Source organism: Flavobacterium sangjuense, from assembly GCF_004797125.1.
In the GTDB taxonomy this organism is placed as follows: domain Bacteria; phylum Bacteroidota; class Bacteroidia; order Flavobacteriales; family Flavobacteriaceae; genus Flavobacterium; species Flavobacterium sangjuense.
Genome location: NZ_CP038810.1, coordinates 2,728,999 through 2,748,111, shown reverse-complemented (window position 1 = coordinate 2,748,111; position 19,113 = coordinate 2,728,999). Strand labels below are relative to the sequence as shown.

Genomic DNA, 19,113 nt, shown 5'->3' with positions numbered 1-19,113 from the left:
AAACCTTCTTAATTACTAAGAAGGTCTTTTACTGCACTAATTATAACCTAATTTTTAACTATTTTTCCATTGAATATACCGTGATCTGTTTGCACTTTTACTAAATAAGTTCCGTTTCTTAAGTCACTCATGTCGATCAATCTAATATCTCCTTTGACATTTTTCACTTGCTGACCGATAATGTTGTATACCGCTATTTCTTGTATTACCTCAGAATCGGAAGCAGCAATATTTAATGTGTTTGTTACCGGATTTGGGTACAGTACTAATTTTTGCTGATTTGGATTTTCTCCTAAACCAAGTGTGTATTCTGTTTTAATATAATAAAGATTTGTAGTACTTCCTTTTGAAATTGTATGAGCACCGGCAGGAACTGAAGGTATAACAACAATTCCACCTGAAGTTGTATAATTTACATTATCAAGTTTAATAGGTCCATTAAATGTTGGATCACATACCAAAGTTAAAGTCGAAATGGCTGGCGTTGTATAGGTAATAGAAGTAGCTGTTTCCATTTTTAAACGTGCTGTCAATGTCAAACCATCATAGGTTGCCGAACCAGGCGTACTATTCATATTGCAAGACGTAAATGTATAGAAAGAACTATTCAATGTTTGTAAAGTGAAATTATGTATTTCATCTCCGGTAGGGATATTATTTGTTGTAATCGTTCCGGATCCAGTTACCGGTGTTCCTGTAGGGCCACTAGTTGTAACTGTAAACGACACATCAGCAGTAGGAGTTCCGGATACTGTAATTGTTTTGGCAACGGTATCTTTTACATAGTCAATTCCGGACGCAGGTAATCCGTTTACTGTAGCATCTGTTGCAGATCCTCCCCAGGTAAATACCATATCAGCCATAGGACCACTCAAAACGATTTGATCATTGTTGTTAGGAACGTTTAATGTTTGCGTATTTGGAATTACAACAGCTTCACCCTGAATATATACTAAACTGGAAGTATAGCCAGCCAATGCAGCAGCTAATCCTGTATTTACGGCAGATGAAGTGTCATCAGCACCATTGTTAAATGTCCAGGTTAAATCACCTGCACCAACACGACCTGAATAAGCAATTACATTATCTCTTGCCGTAGTTGGATCTTCAACAACCAATGAGTTAACATATAAAGCCGGGTTAGTGTCAAAGTTGTTATAGCTATTTCCGCCAAGACGGGAAGTGATACTACTTGGTATCGTTTCATTTCTGGTGGTAGCTACATAAGCATCAAACTGAACCGGGAAATTAACGGCATCATAGGCAACAAATCTTGTTTGGCCACTCATGCTGTTGTTGAAAGCTTTAATTGTTCCTCCGTCTTCTCCCGAAAAAGTGCCTTCCGGACTATTATAGATATCTGTACCTTGTTGTGAAGTAAGCATTGGATATTTACAGTTACGGAAGTAATTACCTTCCACAAACAATGAAGAACCTAAAGTTGATCCCGAACCATATTTTGAATTTCCATCAAAATAATTATTATAAATATGAGCAGAATAATAACGAACACGTGGATGACGTGAGTCAGAATGATCATACCAATTGTGGTGATAAGTAACGTATAAATCAGTAGTTGTAGCCTCACTTAATCCCAAAAGATTGCATTTTCCGCTATCCCAAAAGTGATTGTATGACATGGTTACATAAGTTGATCTTTTGCAGTCCAATGCACCGTCACCTTTAGCCTGATCAGCGTCGCCACCGGCAGCACCATAAAACATATCATTATTGTGAATCCAGACATGGTCATTGTCTTGTTGTAGTCCAATATTATCGCCTTCAGCTGCATTGGTAAGCATAAAACCAAGATTACGGATTTCAATGTTTGAAGCACTTTTTACACGAACTCCCCATCCATTGCAATATGCATCAGAACCAACACCTTCAAAAGTGATTGAACTACCGGCTGTATTTTTATTTTCAATTACGATATCTCCATTTAGCATATTACTTAAATCAGTAATATTTCCAATTAACCTAACAGCTAATGGACGAAGATCATTTCCTTTTTTGAATCCGTCAAGTATAGTCTGTAAACCTACACATGGATTTGCAGTAGCACCCGTTACAGTCATAGAACAGGTGTTCTTTGTATTTTGTGTTATATATAAAACAACAGCATTGGTTTTTAAAGTACCATCAAGATTGTAAGCACCGGGAACTTTTCCGCCTTCATGTGCAAAACCATTTCTGTCATGAGCCGTTACGGTTACGCTGCTCGATACTGCAGGAGTACCTTCAACACCAGCTGTAACAGGTACAACTTTCATTGTATAGGTGCCGGGAGCAAGCCCTAAAACATCAGCACGGAAATAACTGCCATAACTTCTGATAAGTTGGGTGTCAATTATTTGATCGGTCAAAGCACCACAGGTATAATACACTCTATAGAAATCAACACCTTCAAGTGGTTCCCATTTTACATAGGCACATTCCTTCCATCCGGTGGCCTGAGTAATAGTTACCTGAGCTGCCATATTTAATGACATGAACAAAAATGTGATGTAAAATAGTCTTTTCATAATTCCGTAATAGTTTATTCCTTTAATGATGTAATCGATTGCACAAATGTATGACTCTTTTTCTCTTGCGCAACTGTTTTAACATAAAACAAGTAATGATCTGCTAAATATCTTGTGTTTATATTGTTGTTACTGTAATTTTTACGCTTTTTTTTTACATTATGTAAATCATTAATTTTTACTTGTATTATTTATACTAATAAAGTTATATGCTTATAGATTTAATATAACTTTAAGTATAATTTTTTTGTGGTATCTTTATTAATATTTAGGTTTGCGTAATCGATTACATTAATAATCGTTTTTTTGCATGAAGAATTTACTTCTTATTTTTTTCTGTTTAACAGTATCTGAATTGTTTTCACAAACTCAAGTAGATACTTCTTATACTGTATGGAGTACATACAATAAAGAAGTAAAGAAGTTCCCGTTCATTAAAATAGTACAAAAACCGGAAAATAAAGAAATTACCAGGTTAAAAGAGGTAGTCTATAGAAGCATAAATTCAAGAGAATTGCATTTAGACGCTTACTTTAAAAAGCAATCAGCATTGCAGCCTGCAGTGATTTTGATTCATGGAGGCGGATGGAGTTCAGGCAATAAATCGCAAATGCAGTATATCGCACAAGAAATAGCTTCGAAGGGTTATGCCTGCTTTAGTGTCGAATACAGATTAACGGCTGAAGCAAAGTATCCGGCATCAATCAAAGACGTAAAGGAAGCTATAAAATACATTAAAACCAATGCGCTTACATTTAATGTTGACCCGGCAAAAGTTGCTGTTCTGGGCTGCTCGTCCGGTGGACAAATGGCAGCGTTAATAGGTACAACTAATGGGAATTCAGCTTTTGAAGAGAAAAATACTAGCAAACAAAATGCAAATGTTCAGGCGATTATTGATATGGATGGCATTTTAGCTTTTCATCATCCGGAATCGCAAGAAGGAAAAGCTGCGGCATTATGGCTGAATGGAACTTATGAAGAGAATCCTCAAGTTTGGGATCAGGCATCAGCACTGAATCAGACCGATGAGCATACACCACCCATTTTGTTTATTAATAGTAGTCTGCCTCGATTTCATGCAGGACAGAATGATATGATTGAAAGACTGAATAAGTATGCCATTTACAACGAAGTAAAAGCATTGCCCAATTCACCTCATTCATTTTGGTTTTTTGAACCTTGGTTTGATGAGATTGTTCAGAATTCAACACAATTTTTAGATAAAATTTTTAAACAGAAATAATATATTTATACTCATGAAAACATTAAAAATCGTTGCTGCAATCCTATTGGTTTCTCAACTAACTGCAAATGCTCAGGACAAAAAAGTTAAAAAAAATAACCAGACTTATGCTGAGCTTTCTATAAAAGAAGGAGGAACATGGACCGGACAAAAATACGAAGGCGGAACATTTAAGAATGTGACCAGCTTGAAAGTGCCAAAATCACATTGGGATCATTCTTTCTTTATCCGATATGAAGGTCCGGGTTGGGAATCCAGTAAAGTTGGATATCGATTGTATTTGGATTGGAGAAACTGTATTGATATTTTTGGGAAAGTGACTGATACCTTGGTTTTGTCTAAAGTAGGACAAGACGGATTTGAATCCTATCATCATATGAGTCCATGGGGAATGGATATTCTTAAAGCAGGAAAATCATTGGGGATTGGTTCCATTGGAAGATTCGATGGAAAAGATGTGCTCCATTTTAAAGAAGTAGATTCTACTTTTGCTAAAGTCGAAAATAATGCGAAGTGTTCTTCTGTAACCGTAAAATACGATGGTTGGAAAACAGCTAATGACAAAATTAATTTTGAATCTAAACTATCGATAAAACCAAACGAGCGTTATACCAAACACACTATCAAAGCTTCAGCAAAAATTGAAGGTATTTGTACCGGGATTGTTAGCTTTAAAGAAATCCCTTTGGTTAAAAAAGAAAGTGCCAATAAAAAATGGGCGTATATTGCAACCTATGGCAAACAAACATTAGCACCAGTGCCGGATAATTTAGGGATGGCTATTTTCTATGAAGTAGCAACTGTAGACAAACAAACTGAAGGAGAATTTGACCATTTGTTGCTATTCAAACCAACAACAAAACCGGTTTCGTTCTATTTACTTGGCGCTTGGGAACAGGAAAAAGACGGAATCAAAACTGAAGCGGAATTTTACAACTACTTAGACGCTAAGTTGGCAGTACTGAATAGTAAAAATAAAATCTAATTTTTGCAATAGCAATGAAAAGAATACTAGTAGCATTAGTTTTTGTATCAAGCATAAATTTAGTTGCTGCTGTAACTATTGTCAATAATGACAGCTTAAAATGGTCGGAACGGATGGCTCTTTCCATAATGAAGCGTCATCCAAAAGTCTGGCAGATTGACAAACAGGAAAAACCAAAATTAGATTATAAGCCAACCTTCGTTCTGATAGCTTTTGAAAGTCTGTATAAAAAAACCAAGAATACTAAATACGACAATTACGCCAAAGAATACGCTGATCTTTTTATAGACAGCACAGGTGAAATTTCTCATTATGAAAGTAAAGAGTTCAACATTGATCACTTAACAATTGGAAATCTTCTTTTTGATTTGTACGACAACACTAAGGACAGCCGCTATCTTAAGGCGATTCAAACCTTAAAAAAGCAAATCGAAGAGCAGCCACGAACACCATCAGGAGGCTTTTGGCACAAAAAAATCTATCCAAACCAAATGTGGCTGGACGGAATTTATATGGGAGCTCCATTTTACACACACTATACTACAACATTCGAAAACGGAAAAAATCTCGATGATGTTGTAAACCAATTTGAGCTGATTCACAATCATTCGTTTGATCCGATTGCAAAACTGCCTTATCATGCCTGGGATGAAAGTAAGGAAATCGCTTGGGCAAATAAGGAAACAGGAAATTCGCCAACCATTTGGTCAAGAGGTGTTGGCTGGTATGTCATGGCATTAGTAGATGCATTGGATTATTTTCCTAAGAATCATCCAAAATACAAAGAACTGGCAGCCTATTTAAATGAAGCTGCTAAGGCACTAGAAAAGCAGCAGGACGCATCGGGTTTGTGGTACCAAATAACAGATAAAGGAAACACCGACGGAAATTATTTAGAAGCATCAGGAACGGCTATGTTTGCCTATACTTTTGCCAAAGGCGTTAACAAAGGATATCTTCCAAAGCGTTTTAAAAAAATTGCGAACAAAGCTTTTGACGGCCTTTTAAAAGAATTGGTAACGGTCAAAGATGATGAAGTTCATTTAAGCCAGATCAGCCAGGGAATTGGTTTGGGTGGAAATCCATTCAGAGATGGTTCCAATAAATATTATGCAGATTCCAAGAAGAACATTGACAATTCTGTTGGAGTCGGAGCCTTTATTTTAGCCGCATTGGAATTAAACAGATAAAAAATGAAAAACCTTAAGAAAATAGTATTCACTTTTGCAATTGTTTTTATTTCATTTTCAAATGTTGTTTCACAAACTGCAGGCAAAACAGAGGCAGCTTTTTATAAAATTGTAGCTCAGGACGGTTCCGGTGATTACACTACCATTCAGGCTGCCATTAACGATTCCAAATCTTTTCCGTATCAAAGAATAACCATTTTTATCAAAAACGGAACCTATAAAGAGAAATTAAAAATCCATGAGTGGAATACCAATCTGTCTTTGATTGGCGAAAGCAAAGAAAATACGATTATAACATTTGATGATTACTTCAACAAAGTTAATTTGGGTATAAACAGTACGTTTTACACCTATACTTTGTTGGTTGAGGCAAATGATGTGCTGCTCAAAAATCTTACGATTGAAAACGCTTCAGGCGATGTTGGACAAGCAGTGGCGCTATCTGTTTTTTCAAATAGGGTAGCGGTTATCGATTGCCGAATTCTAGGAAATCAAGATACGCTTTATGCTTCCGGAAAAGGATGTCAATACTTTAAAAACTGCTATATTGAAGGAACAACCGATTTCATTTTCGGAAGTGCTACGGCTTGGTTTGAAGATTGCGAAATCCACTCCAAAAAAGATTCTTACATCACAGCTGCTTCAACTCCGGAAGGTGCTGATTTTGGTTATGTTTTTAAAAATTGTAATTTGACTTCAAATGCCGCTACTTCAAAAGTTTATTTAGGAAGACCATGGCGAATTTATGCCAAAACAGTTTTCGTAAGCTGTACTTTGGGTAAGCATATTTTACCCGAAGGCTGGCACAATTGGTCAAAACCCGATGCCGAAAAGAACAGCTTTTATGCCGAATATAAATGTACGGGAGAAGGTTATTCTCCGGCAACAAGAGTGCCTTGGTCTCATCAGTTAACTAAATCACAAGCCAAAAAATATAAGGCCGAAAATGTTATTGGAACCGACTTTCTGAAAGATATCCACCAATGGGAATCACAGGTAAAAAAATAAATATGGGAATTAGAATCATAGCCTTTTTGTTGATTTCATTAACTGCCGTTGCGCAGCAAAATCCGTTTCCAACAGATTCTGTAAATGCCATTGTCAACCGAATTCAGCTGCCGAAAATTCCCGATTATACCATTACTGTTTCCAAATTAGGTGCTAAAGGCGATTCCATCAGCAATGATAAACCTGCTTTTGATAAAGCTATGGCGTTGTGTAAAAAGAAAAAAGGCGGAATTATTATTGTCCCAAAAGGAATTTATACGCTAAACGGCCCAATTCATTTTGTAAGCAACGTAAAACTTCAGCTGGAAAAAGGTGCCAAAATCCGCTTCAGCGATAATCCGAATCATTATTTGCCTATGGTTTTAACGAGTTGGGAAGGCACAATGATTTACAATTACAGTCCGCTTATTTATGCCAACAACTGCAGCAATATTTGCATAAGCGGTGAAGGTACGATTGATGGAGAAGGACACGATATTTGGAACAGTTTCAAAAGCAAAGAAGGAGCAGACAAAAAGCTGACGCGTGAAATGAATCATAAAGGTGTTCCCGTAATTGAGAGAAAGTTTGGCGCCGGACATTTTTTAAGACCACAATTGATTCAGTTTTTAGATTGTAAAAACATTTTGGTTGAAAATGTCACCATTGAAGACTCGCCTTTTTGGTGTATTCATTTGCTAAAGTCAGAAAGCATTACTGTCCGCGGATTGAAATACAATGCTTTCAATGCGAATAACGACGGAGTTGATCCGGAATATTCCAAAGATGTTTTGATTGAGAACATCGACTTTAACAACGCCGATGATAACATTGCCATCAAAGCAGGAAGAGACCATGAAGGGAGAGCGAATTCGGATTTTTCAAGCCAAAATATTGTGGTCAGAAATTGCAGATTCAAAGGGTTGCATGGCGTTGTTTTAGGCAGCGAGATGTCGGCTGGAATCAAAAATATTTATGTTGAGAACTGCAAAACGACGGGCTACCTAAAGCGCGGTATCTATTTCAAAACCAATGCAGATAGAGGTGGATTCATCAAAAATATTTTTATCAGAAATATTCAGCTTGATGAGGTGGAAGACTGCATTTATATCACAGCGAATTATATGGGAGAAGGTACTGAGTTTCCTTCAGCCGTGTCTGATATTTATTTGTCTGATATTACGTGTAACAAAGCCCGTGAAACGGCGCTGATTATTCAGGGATATCCTTTGAAGAAAGTTCGTAATGTATTTTTGAATAACATCGAAATAAAATCAGCCAAGAACGGAATGACACTTCAGCATACAGAAAATGTAACTGTAAATGAGGTTATCATCGGACAAAAAGCAACAGTACCGACATCGGTAAGCAATTCGCTTAAACACTAAATCCGGCACCATGAAATACAGCTTCCTTATATTATTATTTTTAGTAGTAACTGCATCAGCCCAAGAAGTAAAACTTTACGGTATTGGTGATTCCACCATGGCCAATAAAGTTAAGCCAAATGAAAACCCGGAGCACGGTTGGTTACAAGTATTTCCGGCATTTTTAAACAATAAGATTAAAGTAGTTAATAAAGCGGTTAATGGCAGAAGCACCAAGAGTTTTATTGATCAGGGACGTTGGGATTCCATTTATAAAGTACTCAAACCACGCGATTATGTTTTTATTCAATTTGGACATAATGATGCAAAAGTGGAAGACTCTACCAGATACACCAATCCACATACCGCTTACCGCCATAATTTAATCAAATTCATAACTGAAGCACGTGAAAAGGGAGCTATTCCTATTTTATTTTCCTCCATTGCCAGAAGAAATTTCAATGAAAAAGGCGTTTTAATCAGCACTCATGGCGAATATCCTCAGGAAGCCCGATTGGTAGCGCAGGAATACCAGGTGCCATTTATCGATTTGGAATATTATTCGGAAGAATTAGAAAAAGCATACGGTCCCGAAAAATCGGCAGCACTGCATCTGCATTATAAACCCGGCGAAGTACCTTATTATCCCGAAGGCAAATCAGACGATACCCACCTGAGTAAAAAAGGGGCTATTGAAATTTCTGAGATAGTGATAAGGGAGTTGAAGAAGATGAAGCTTTTAGTTGAGTATATTAAGTAAAGCCAGTGTTTGATATGGGATTAGCTTCGTTGAGCCCTGAGAGGACACGAGCGTTAGCGACTGGCGAAGGAAAAGTGAAGTTTTGATAGGGGATTACTACCGTGATCCCATTCCGGGGAATCCTGAGCAAAGGAAACCCTAATGCCTTTTTCAAAGGCATTGTTTTTTTATTTCCCAGCCGCTTGCAAAAGCGAGCTTTTGGCGCGGTTGGGAAATAAAAAAACCCGAAACTTTCGTTTCGGGTTTCCTTTGCGGAGAAAGAGGCTCCGCTATTCTTTAGATGACGTCAGTATTTTCAAGGCTTATCAGGGGTCGATTTTTACAGGTACACCTATAGGTCCACTGCTTTTAAATCGCTTTGAAATAAGCAGGCTAAAAATAGTAAATTTAACAATAGGTTGTTTCAATTTTTATTGATTATTTTATATTACAATTATTGTCTTGTAAAATAATTATTGTTTTATAAATATTCATTTCCTTTTTTTGTAAATGTTAGTAAAGCACCACTAACTTTGAAACACTAGGTTGCATTTTTAATCATTTTATTCGTTTTAAGATATTAACAAACATAAATAAAGACGAGCTAAATAGCTCGCCTCTTTTTTTGCGCTTAATTTTTATTGTTTTTCAATTAGTTAGCTCATTAAAAAAGCGCCATCAATAACTTTGGAACATTACTCTAATTTTAGAACATTACTTATTAATACTATTCATAAGACTATCTGCAATTTTTTCATTTTTTGGTACACCAAAACCATTTCTATAATGACGAGCTAAAAAAACCTTACAATCTATGTCATTTAATTCGGCACCTCTTTTTAAAAGTGACAATATATAATTTATCTCTTCCTTTTTTAAATTTGAAATCAATGATTCATTAAATTTTCCATTATTTTCCAGTTTTATTAAGTCCTGATATATTGCCAGAAAAGCATCTGGATTATTGTACTTTTTTGCCATAATAAATGAATATGGAAGTAAATCATAACTTTTACTATTTTGATAGTATGCAATTAGTTGAGCGTAAGAATTCTTATCTCCTAAATTTATAGCCTTGTTTCTTAATCCTTTGATTTCATCTTCGGTTAACTTACCATCGTTTTTTTGGGTGCAACCAATTATAATTAACGATAATAAAATAATTACTTTTTTCATTTTTTAATTCCTTTAAATGTATTAACTAATGTATTATTATAATAAACATTCCAATTTCCTCCATTTATAACGCCTGTTTCCCAACTTATTACACCCGCAAAGGATTTAGCTGAATATCTATTAGTAGCTCCGATAACTGTCAGACCTTCGAAAAAATCTGAGAATTGTTGTGCTATTCCTCCTTCTACACCTGTACTGCATCCTTTTATTACTAATGTCAATTTACCTCCATTTTCCCTAAAATTTTTCCACGCTGGACTTTGCTCTTTTAAAATTTCATCAAAGGCTTCGGGAGTCTCAATCGTCCCATAGGGTCCAACAATAAGGTTAGGACTAGCATGAGCATACACAATTACAACTCCATCGATATTTGTTTCATCATCCTCGGCAACATCATATAATGCACCTGCCTCTGATGTAAACCAATTTAAAATATTTCCCTTTTTACCTTTTTTAGGGGGATTTCCATTTTCATCTTTTTTAGGGGGATTTCCATTCCCTTCATCCCAACCATTATAAACAAAACCAGGCTTGCCACGTTTACCAGCTCTTGCTACCCATTCTTGTAAATCCCTTGCTTCTCCATTGTCAGTCGCAGCATCATCGTTCTTGGCCGAAGCAGCGGTCGTCCTCATCCCATCAGGGTCAATGAAATACACAGGGTTATCCATAGCGTAGGTGTAGGGTGACCATCTTCTGTACTGTTCAGCCAATGGGTCCATATTCATCCATCGCCCTAATGCAGGGTCATAATTCCGTGCACCATAGTCGTACATGTTAAGCCCTAGCTCATCCTGCCATTCCTTACCATTGTATTTATACTTATATATCTCCTTCTCACCTGGAGGTAACTCTACTATTTTTGTTCTCTCAGGATACTCTTCATCCAGTACATATTCATTCTTTTCCGAGTTATATTTGGTATGTTTTAATCCAAAAGGATAATAATGGTTTTCTTCAATAATTTTTATTTCTTCATCTACTTCGTCATAACCATAACTTACTCTAATATTGCCCAAATGATCCTTATACTGGTACACATAATTAAACCGCATTTGATTCTCGCATTCAGCACAAGGGGTAACATTTACGTAACCCTCAGCATGTGGAAAAAAATTTAAGATTGTATCGGTATACTGATAGCCATCTATATAATCTGTTATTGCTTCACTAAGTTCACGTGTTACTTTCTTGCTTTTCTTTTGCCCTGTAGCGTCATAAAGATAATCAATTCTATCACCATTCCCAAAAAATATTAGAACCGGTAGGTTTAAGTGATTGTATGTAATGTTGTTAATAAACTTATTTTCATCTCTAATTAAATTACCATTTATATCATACATATAATCATCATTAACGTCATTAGTACCATTACTGTCATCTCTAAAACCCTTTGGACTATTGGTAGCGTCTGTTACTTTTAGTAATTGATTTTTCTTGTCTGGGTCATAAACATAACTCAAATTATCAATCTGTATAGCACCATAAAAATCGGAATCAAAATCACCATTGCGTAGCAGGGTTTGAATATTTCCGTTTTTATCATAACTCATTTGCTCATTAAACATATTAGTAACCGGTACAACGTTATTCGGTTTCTGATAAAAAGAATTCTTTAATCTATTCAGATTATCATACTGATACCCATATTTTCTAAGTACATTATCTGTACTGCTTCGCCAAAAAGTTTCAGAAATATTACCATTATACAATGCTTTTACCTGGTTACTTACATTGTTTTCAACTGTGTTGTAATTAATTTTAAAAGCAAACAAATCAGCAGTCCCTTCATGGGGTGTCAAACCATCAACATAGTTAATGTCTGTTAGCCATCCTCTTATGTTGTAGCCATAATCTACTTTTTGCAAACCAACATAGTTAGTAATATCCTGACCACCAACTTGTTTTATAATTAGTCGTCCTAAATCATCATAATCATTCTTGGCAATGAGCTCTTCAATACCACCAGCGTTTATCTGATGTGTATGACTAAGCAGCCTGTCTTCTGGCGTGTATTCATAAGTATCTTTTACAACAACCTCATTGCTGGTAGCAACTCTCTTATGATAAGTATTGGTATAAATTGGTTTACCTACAAAATCTAATTTACTATCAACGGTAGTATATCCGCCCAAATAATTGGTTTTGTGAGTTCTTATCGCTCTGCCTTTAGAATCATACAATGAATAAGACAACTCGCTATTAGTATTGTTTGGATTATCTAATATTCGGACCCAATTTCCGGTGGCTAATGATTTTACACTTGGTAAAACATCTACGCCTTCTACACCAGACGGTAGTGTTGGTGCTCCAACATAAGAATAATTATCATAGTAATTTATAGTAAGTAATTTCATATTTAGAGGTTTAGTTTGGTTTGAATAATTAACCGGAATATCATCGATTGTTGTTGGTTCACTTGTAAAATTCTCAAACCATTCAGTAGCATTTAAATATGACTCGATGGTTACTCTTTCCTCTTTAAAATCAGTACCCTCAACCCATCCAGTATAGACTACTCTTCCAAAAACATCATATTTGGTAACTAACCACCCCCACGTATTGCTTCCCCACGGGTTTTTAACCGGCCCTGTAGCAACAGGCATATTTTGGCTATTATAAGCAATATATTCCCATTGTTTTCCTGGTATCTTTTTTTCTATCAACCTATTTCTGTAATCATATTTGTACTGGTAGCATAAAACCTCCAACTGGCTTCCTGCATCATTCACCAACGGTGGAATGACAAAAGTAAGGTTACCATACTGGTCATAGACATAATAAGTTTCATGCCACACCTGTGTTTCTGTGCTGCCAACTACCGAAGTGCCATATACTCTTTTCAACACCACACGTCCTTCCTTATCCTTAAACTCCTGCGTGTCATTATTGTTCTCGTCAGTTGTAATGGTTTTGTATAATTCGTTGACTTCATAAAACACACCGCCACCGCCATTTCCTAAAGTAATGGTATTGGCAACAAAATCAGAACTGGCTGTATAAAGTTTCACTTCATATTTATCATTAGTCTGATAATCAAATTTTACTTCATGACCGCCACCCATATGCCAGTCATCACCCGGAGCAGCTTGCTTCATCACCCGATTAAGTGGTGAAGACTCAAGAAGTTTCTCGCTATAAGGATAATCAGTGTATTCCAAACCCGAAAAAGCAGGGGGGCTATAATAACTTTGTACAGCAGTGTTATCAATATTATGATATTCCAAGGTGTGTCCATTGACTATTGGCAGGTACTCTTTCGTTTGTCTTCCAAACGCATCATACTCGATATGTGTTACAATATCATCCCCTTTTCCTGATTGTTTATGCGCTATTTTCTGAATTGGCCTTCCTAAGCCGTCAAAATAAGTAACATTTTGGGTAACTTGTTCAGGTATTGGATTAAGGATACTTCTGTCTGTTGGTGTTTTATATACAGTACTTTTAACATAATTCTGGTCCGTACTTTGTCCTAAAACAATAAAAGGGACTACTATTGAAATGAATACTATTATCTTTTTCATAGCTATTAGTTTTGATTTCTGTAATGGTATTCATTCTCCGAGATTGTATTGCCTTCATGATCCATAACGGAACTTAACCTGCCAAAGTTGTCGTAAGTATAAGTTGTTTTATAACCTTTTGGGTCGGTTATGGTAGTCACCCCAATCAATGGTCTATAAGTTAAGGTCGTTATCATCGCATTTGGCAGTGTGTCCCGTAGGTTGTCAATTAAGGAAAGATTGGATTCATCTGCAGTTGTGACATCCATCCCAAGTACTGAAGCTATTTCTGCATTAGTCGCATTTTCTATCTTAGCAATAGGTTGAGTTTTATTATAGCCCCAAATATATGAAACAAGCATTCCATTTTCCATCTGTACCTCTAGAGGATTGCCTGACGTATCATATCGGTTATAGCGAACCCTATTCTCCAAATCGGCATTGCCTTTAGAAGTTTGAATGATTTCCGGTAAAAATAAAGAGCTCCCCCAATTACTGTATATTGTCTTGTTTTCTGACAGTTTTATGTGGTTTTTATAGGTTTTGATGGTTAAGGGTGTATCAATCATATTTTTACTTTTTAAAGAATCTACAATAGGTTCATTTTCCATTTCAGGATCTGTAGCGTAATAATATCGGGTAACAATTGGATTCTCATCACTTGTCGACTGGGTTGCAACCGATACATTGTAATTATAATCATGACGATAGTGATAGTCTGTAGTGTTGATTATTTCATTTCCATTCATAGAATAGTCGGTTGTTTTGGTTTTCCATAAATCTACAGTACCTCCGGTTAAGTGATATACTTTATACATCAGCCACGAGGCAGAGGTATGAGCATCTGTATCGATATATATCGCAGCTAAAGGCAATCTGAACATTTTATTATTTTTTTTGTATCCCGAATGAGTACAATATAGTTCTACTGGTTCCCCACTGCCAAAATCACAATTTAAGTTCTCCTCCCATAATTTTCTATAAGGCAGTGAATAAAAACAGCTTGGACTAGATTCTTCTCCAAATCCTACGTCATAAGTTTCTCCTCCATATAAATATTTATTCTCCGTTTTTTTAACAGGGGAATAGGTTTCATCATCATTTTTTCTGTAATGAACAACACTAAGCTCTTTACCCCTTAACCATTCATGATCCGGCGGCGGATGAAATGGAAAAGTATAGTAATCGCCCGATTCGGGAGTCATCGTGTACCTATAAACTGATTTACCAATAGTATTATTTCCTTCACCTATATATTCTGTTACTACTCCATACCCCAAACTGGCTTCCTGATAGGTACTTAAAGGAGCTCCCGGGATGTTCCCATGCGGTTGAAGGAGATTAAATGTCTGCCCACCAACTGTGGTTACTACTTCTTTTATCCCCAAAAAATTAGCTAATCCAAATAACTGTCCACTTGATTTACCAGTGTCAGGATCCGTATAATCATAGGTTTTAGTTAATCCTGTATTCCCTTGGGTATCTTGGTATTCAATTTTATGTATACGTTTACCTCCTGCAAAAATGGGGTCATCAAATCCGGCTACTTCTTCAAGCCATTGTAGATGAACCATAAAAAAATTCTCATCTGTTTCCATCACATTTACGGGATTAAAAGTAGCTGGGTGGGTTGGCTCTACAACTAGAACATAATTACCTGGGGATAACCTCCTCATTGCATGATGCTGACCATCGTTAGTTGGGAATAAATTACAAATGGGAGTGTCATCCTCCAGTTTTCGGATTGAAACTCTAAAATTACAATGATTGGGGTGAGTACTATCACAAGTTTCGTCGCCCATTATACTACTATATTGAAAGTTACTAATCACAGTGTTTCGAATAGTAAACGCTTTTCTGAATATTTTTGATGGTAGTGTATAAATAGGTTGATTCCGAATCGAATCTGTAAACTCATGATCTAGGGGGGAAAGTGTAAATTCTTTCTTCAGTAAGGGACTGCTGCTGTCCATGTACACAGTACTTTTAGGAAATTTAGAAAAAACCCTGTTTGGTTCATAATAAAAATTGGCGCTGCCACCTTCAGGATAAATTATTTTTTTTAACAATCCGGCACCCGATTTTATAGTGTCGACAACTCTTCCTCCTCCATTCATATAAGACTCTGGAAAAAACTGGCCATTTTGCTTGCCATTGTAATATCCCCACGCGTCTACTGAATTTGAATGTCTACTAGGTAATTTATTGGTATCATATTCAAATTGATAAGGCGGTAAAGTATGTTCATCAGTGTATTTTGTCTGGACTGATTTTAAAAATAATCTATTAGCCGCATTCTGATCCATTTGCATTAGATTCCAGTTCATATTAGCAATACTGTCAATATCATCACTATTGGTATATTCGTAATCTAAAACCTTCTGTTGAATAATAGCTCCGGCATTATCGTATAGTGTTACATTTTTCAAATATTTCCCACCAAAATCCAATCGGCTTTCTGTACCATATTCAAAAACCACACTTCCTTTATCAAAGGAAATTTCTCTGATACGTTTTTGATAACTTTGTATTCTATTGGAATAACTTTTGTATCCACCCGGAATTTCAACATCTCCACCACCAGTATTATGGATAGTGTAAGCATGCTCATATTTGTCATAAGAGCGTCTTAAATAATTGATATTCTCGTTCTCATAAGTAAAATTGATTTCCTGTCCGGTTGGAGTCTTAATTTGATAAAGATACCAGGTATTAATATGTGAACTTGGGTTGGTGGGATTAGTTGATGCATAAGCTCCTTGTTCCATGGCAAGATTCTCATTTACAATTTCCGAATCGCCTTCTTCAAAGAAGTATTCATTCCCTTTGTCGTCCGTTATTCTACCAACTGAGTGGACTTTAACGTTACTATAATTCTGAGGAAGAATTTGATTGTCAGCATAATCATGGATAAATTTTCCGCTTAAACCGGTTCCGGTATTAAAAAAATATTGATCTGGTATGAAATCAACCCAATCCTCTTCTCTTCCGGTAAACGAATTCCAAATATAATTTCTTAACGCGAGTGATTTAGAAAAATCAAAACTTGCGTTGTAGGGGGGGGCTGGGTATCCTTCTCCATCAGGTTGACATCTTATCTGTCTTGAAATCATACCTCCTGCATTTAGTGTCCAACCCAATCCCACTCGCGAAGATATTTCAGCCACTTTAATGCCACGTGCATGATAGCTAAGACTTATAGGTACTTTGACTCCGCCCGATTCAATTTCAAATAATGGAATACTTATGTTTGGTAATCCAGTGTACAATGATACTGGTACTTCACTAAATTTAAATACAGAAGCCGCTTCTGGTGATGGTGGTATAACTTTCGGCATCTCTTGTGCCAAACATGTCATTTTATAAAAAAGAACAATTACTAACGTTATATATTTTCTCATACTATTATCTTTATATTTTTCACTATTTCTAATTTGTCCTCGTGAGTTTGTCTATCTCTTTCTCTGCTTAATCACTTTCACTCCGTCGTTACCTTTATCCGTCTTGATATTGACGACATATATTCCTTCGGGTAGGCCATGCAGTTCTATGGGTATAGTCCTCTCAGTAATGGCAAACTGCTGTAGAACACGTCCCGCCATGTCAACCAGCGTAGCAGTTCCTTTTGTAAAATCATAACCCACAATCACATTGGTATAATCCATAGCAGGATTTGGTATTGCTTCTACAGGTTTTTTAGCTTCTTTTGGTTTGTCTTTATCTTTTAGTTTTACTACCCAAAAATCATTACTCCCATTACCGCTACTTTTATTGCCTGTTGCTTTTATACCTCCATCACTAGTTAGAATTGCTTTACTGGTTCCTGCCATCAAATAACCACCATCCCTTGTTTCAATCGCTTTTATCAAAATATCCTGACCATCACTACCTACATCCTTACGCCACAACTCTTCTCCCTTTTCACTTATCTTAATGGCAACATAATCATCTGTCCCTTTTTTCATTTTAGGGTCTTCGTTTATAACTGATGACTTACCTTTTATAGCTTTTGCCTGTTTTATAGGTGCTTTTTTCTTTTCCATTTCTCCCTGTGCATAGCCTCCAAGTAAAATCGTTTTATCATTATTCTCAACCAAGGAAGTCAAAATGTCTGCTTTAGCAACATTATAGGTTTCCTGCCATAGGATTTCTTTTGTATCCTTTTCGATTTTAAGCACCCAAAAATCCGTTCCGCTTTCATTACTACTTCTTTTATCACCTCCACTCTCTGAATTAGAGTTACCGCCTAGGATAAAATTCCCATCATTTGTTTCACAAGCAATAGCTAACTTATCATCTCCCTTGCCACCAATAGTTTTTTGCCATTGCTCTTGACCCTTTTCGTCAATTTTAATAATCCAGTAATCCGATTGACCAATATTCTTTTGTGTTTTAGTTCCACCGTCAGGTGAATTAGAACTACCTCCTAAAAGGTAACCCCCATCTTTTGTTGTAATAATGCTTCGTAACTGGTCGTTATAAATTCCACCAAAAGTATTTTGCCAGACAATTGCTCCTTTTGAGTCAATTTTTATTACCCAATAATCCATCCCGCCATAATTGGTAGTAATTTTTTCTCCAGAGGCTTGTGAATTAGATGAGCCTGCCAAAACAAATCCTCCATCTTTAGTTCTGACTACGCCATTAATTTCATCCTGCCGCAACCCGCCAATAGTTTTCTGCCATTCTTCACCGCCTTTGGCATTGAGTTTTATAATCCAAAAATCACTTTCACCTCTTGCTTTCGCTTTTTTATCCAACTCTTCACCTGATTCTGACGAACCGGCTAAAAGAAAACCACCATCGTTAGTCAGTAAAATACATTGCAGCATATCTTGTCCCGAACCACCTAAACTCTTCTGCCAATCAAGTTCTCCCTTTTCATCCATCTTCCAAACCCAATAATCCAAATCACCTCGATTGTCTTCAGTCTTGTTTCCTGTTTTTTTAGACAAGGAACTACCCGCCAGAATAAATCCATAATCAGGAGTTGGAATAACATCAAATAAATAATCAGCGTGTTTACCACCATAGCTCTTTTCCCAGAGAATATCTTGGGCAGAAACAGATAAAAAATTGCAAAAAAGGAGGCCGTAGATAGCGAGTTGTTTAAGTAATACTGTGGGATGTTTCATAAAAATTGATTTTGGTGGTAAATAATTTGAATAAAAATAAATAAGAGATTGTAAAACTAAGTACACTAAAAGTGTACATTTTTTACATTCTTTTTTATTAGCAAAAATCTTAAATCTGATAATTAGAAATTATATTCCCCTGTAATCGCACGAGCATTTCCGGTAATTAAACTGGTCAAAAAAATAGGGGGATAAAACCATGAGTGGTATTTGGTTTTATTTAACACGAAAATATATAATAAAATGGAATAAAAAAATAT

General features: G+C 36.2%; 11 protein-coding genes. 6 read left to right on the top strand and 5 right to left on the bottom strand.

Features of this window, described 5'->3' with window-relative positions:
* Positions 1-47 precede the first annotated feature (47 nt).
* Positions 48-2,525, bottom strand: a complete 2,478-nt coding sequence (locus tag GS03_RS11930) for a pectate lyase family protein (RefSeq protein ID WP_136152771.1) — start codon at positions 2,523-2,525, stop codon at positions 48-50.
* A gap of 310 nt (positions 2,526-2,835) precedes the next feature.
* On the opposite strand from GS03_RS11930, the gene GS03_RS11925 reads away from it, so the two are divergent.
* The 6 genes from GS03_RS11925 to GS03_RS11900 are packed head-to-tail and all read left to right on the top strand — an operon-like array spanning position 2,836 to position 9,060.
* Positions 2,836-3,771, top strand: coding sequence for an alpha/beta hydrolase family protein (locus GS03_RS11925; RefSeq protein WP_136152770.1), 936 nt, complete (start codon positions 2,836-2,838; stop codon positions 3,769-3,771).
* Between the two features lie 13 nt (positions 3,772-3,784).
* Entirely contained in the window at positions 3,785-4,756 is a 972-nt protein-coding gene (locus tag GS03_RS11920) for a DUF4861 family protein (protein WP_136152769.1), read from the top strand.
* A 14-nt stretch (positions 4,757-4,770) separates the two neighbouring features.
* Positions 4,771-5,946 (top strand): glycoside hydrolase family 88/105 protein, encoded by a 1,176-nt coding sequence (locus GS03_RS11915; RefSeq protein WP_136152768.1) that lies wholly within the window; start codon positions 4,771-4,773, stop codon positions 5,944-5,946.
* Between the two features lie 3 nt (positions 5,947-5,949).
* A complete protein-coding gene (locus GS03_RS11910; protein WP_136152767.1) occupies positions 5,950-6,954 on the top strand; it encodes a pectinesterase family protein in 1,005 nt (334 codons plus the stop codon).
* Positions 6,955-6,956: 2 nt separating this feature from the next.
* Positions 6,957-8,321 carry a glycoside hydrolase family 28 protein gene (locus GS03_RS11905; RefSeq protein ID WP_136152766.1) on the top strand — a complete coding sequence of 455 codons (1,365 nt, stop codon included), beginning with the start codon at positions 6,957-6,959 and terminating at the stop codon, positions 8,319-8,321.
* Between the two features lie 10 nt (positions 8,322-8,331).
* Entirely contained in the window at positions 8,332-9,060 is a 729-nt protein-coding gene (locus GS03_RS11900) for a rhamnogalacturonan acetylesterase (protein ID WP_136152765.1), read from the top strand.
* Positions 9,061-9,753: 693 nt separating this feature from the next.
* Here the strand turns inward: GS03_RS11900 and GS03_RS11895 are convergent.
* From GS03_RS11895 to GS03_RS11880, 4 genes are read right to left on the bottom strand one after another with little or no spacing between them, the layout of a single operon-like run.
* Positions 9,754-10,215, bottom strand: a complete 462-nt coding sequence (locus tag GS03_RS11895) for a hypothetical protein (protein WP_136152764.1) — start codon at positions 10,213-10,215, stop codon at positions 9,754-9,756.
* Positions 10,212-13,739, bottom strand: coding sequence for a DUF6443 domain-containing protein (locus tag GS03_RS11890; RefSeq protein WP_136152763.1), 3,528 nt, complete (start codon positions 13,737-13,739; stop codon positions 10,212-10,214). The genes GS03_RS11895 and GS03_RS11890 overlap by 4 nt, the downstream gene beginning before the upstream one ends.
* A gap of 5 nt (positions 13,740-13,744) precedes the next feature.
* The gene (locus GS03_RS11885) at positions 13,745-17,119 is read right to left on the bottom strand and encodes an RHS repeat protein (RefSeq protein ID WP_136152762.1); all 3,375 of its coding nucleotides are present in this window, start codon (positions 17,117-17,119) and stop codon (positions 13,745-13,747) included.
* Positions 17,120-17,170: 51 nt separating this feature from the next.
* A complete protein-coding gene (locus GS03_RS11880; protein ID WP_136152761.1) occupies positions 17,171-18,853 on the bottom strand; it encodes a T9SS type A sorting domain-containing protein in 1,683 nt (560 codons plus the stop codon).
* Positions 18,854-19,113: the final 260 nt, after the last annotated feature.

Excerpts from the sequence above, each read along its gene's own strand:
- GS03_RS11930 (WP_136152771.1), bottom strand. The coding sequence starts at position 2,525 with ATGAAAAGACTATTTTACATCACATTTTTGTTCATGTCATTAAATATG.
- GS03_RS11925 (WP_136152770.1), top strand. The coding sequence starts at position 2,836 with ATGAAGAATTTACTTCTTATTTTTTTCTGTTTAACAGTATCTGAATTG.
- GS03_RS11920 (WP_136152769.1), top strand. The coding sequence starts at position 3,785 with ATGAAAACATTAAAAATCGTTGCTGCAATCCTATTGGTTTCTCAACTA.
- GS03_RS11915 (WP_136152768.1), top strand. The coding sequence starts at position 4,771 with ATGAAAAGAATACTAGTAGCATTAGTTTTTGTATCAAGCATAAATTTA.
- GS03_RS11910 (WP_136152767.1), top strand. The coding sequence starts at position 5,950 with ATGAAAAACCTTAAGAAAATAGTATTCACTTTTGCAATTGTTTTTATT.
- GS03_RS11905 (WP_136152766.1), top strand. The coding sequence starts at position 6,957 with ATGGGAATTAGAATCATAGCCTTTTTGTTGATTTCATTAACTGCCGTT.
- GS03_RS11900 (WP_136152765.1), top strand. The coding sequence starts at position 8,332 with ATGAAATACAGCTTCCTTATATTATTATTTTTAGTAGTAACTGCATCA.
- GS03_RS11895 (WP_136152764.1), bottom strand. The coding sequence starts at position 10,215 with ATGAAAAAAGTAATTATTTTATTATCGTTAATTATAATTGGTTGCACC.
- GS03_RS11890 (WP_136152763.1), bottom strand. The coding sequence starts at position 13,739 with ATGAAAAAGATAATAGTATTCATTTCAATAGTAGTCCCTTTTATTGTT.
- GS03_RS11885 (WP_136152762.1), bottom strand. The coding sequence starts at position 17,119 with ATGAGAAAATATATAACGTTAGTAATTGTTCTTTTTTATAAAATGACA.
- GS03_RS11880 (WP_136152761.1), bottom strand. The coding sequence starts at position 18,853 with ATGAAACATCCCACAGTATTACTTAAACAACTCGCTATCTACGGCCTC.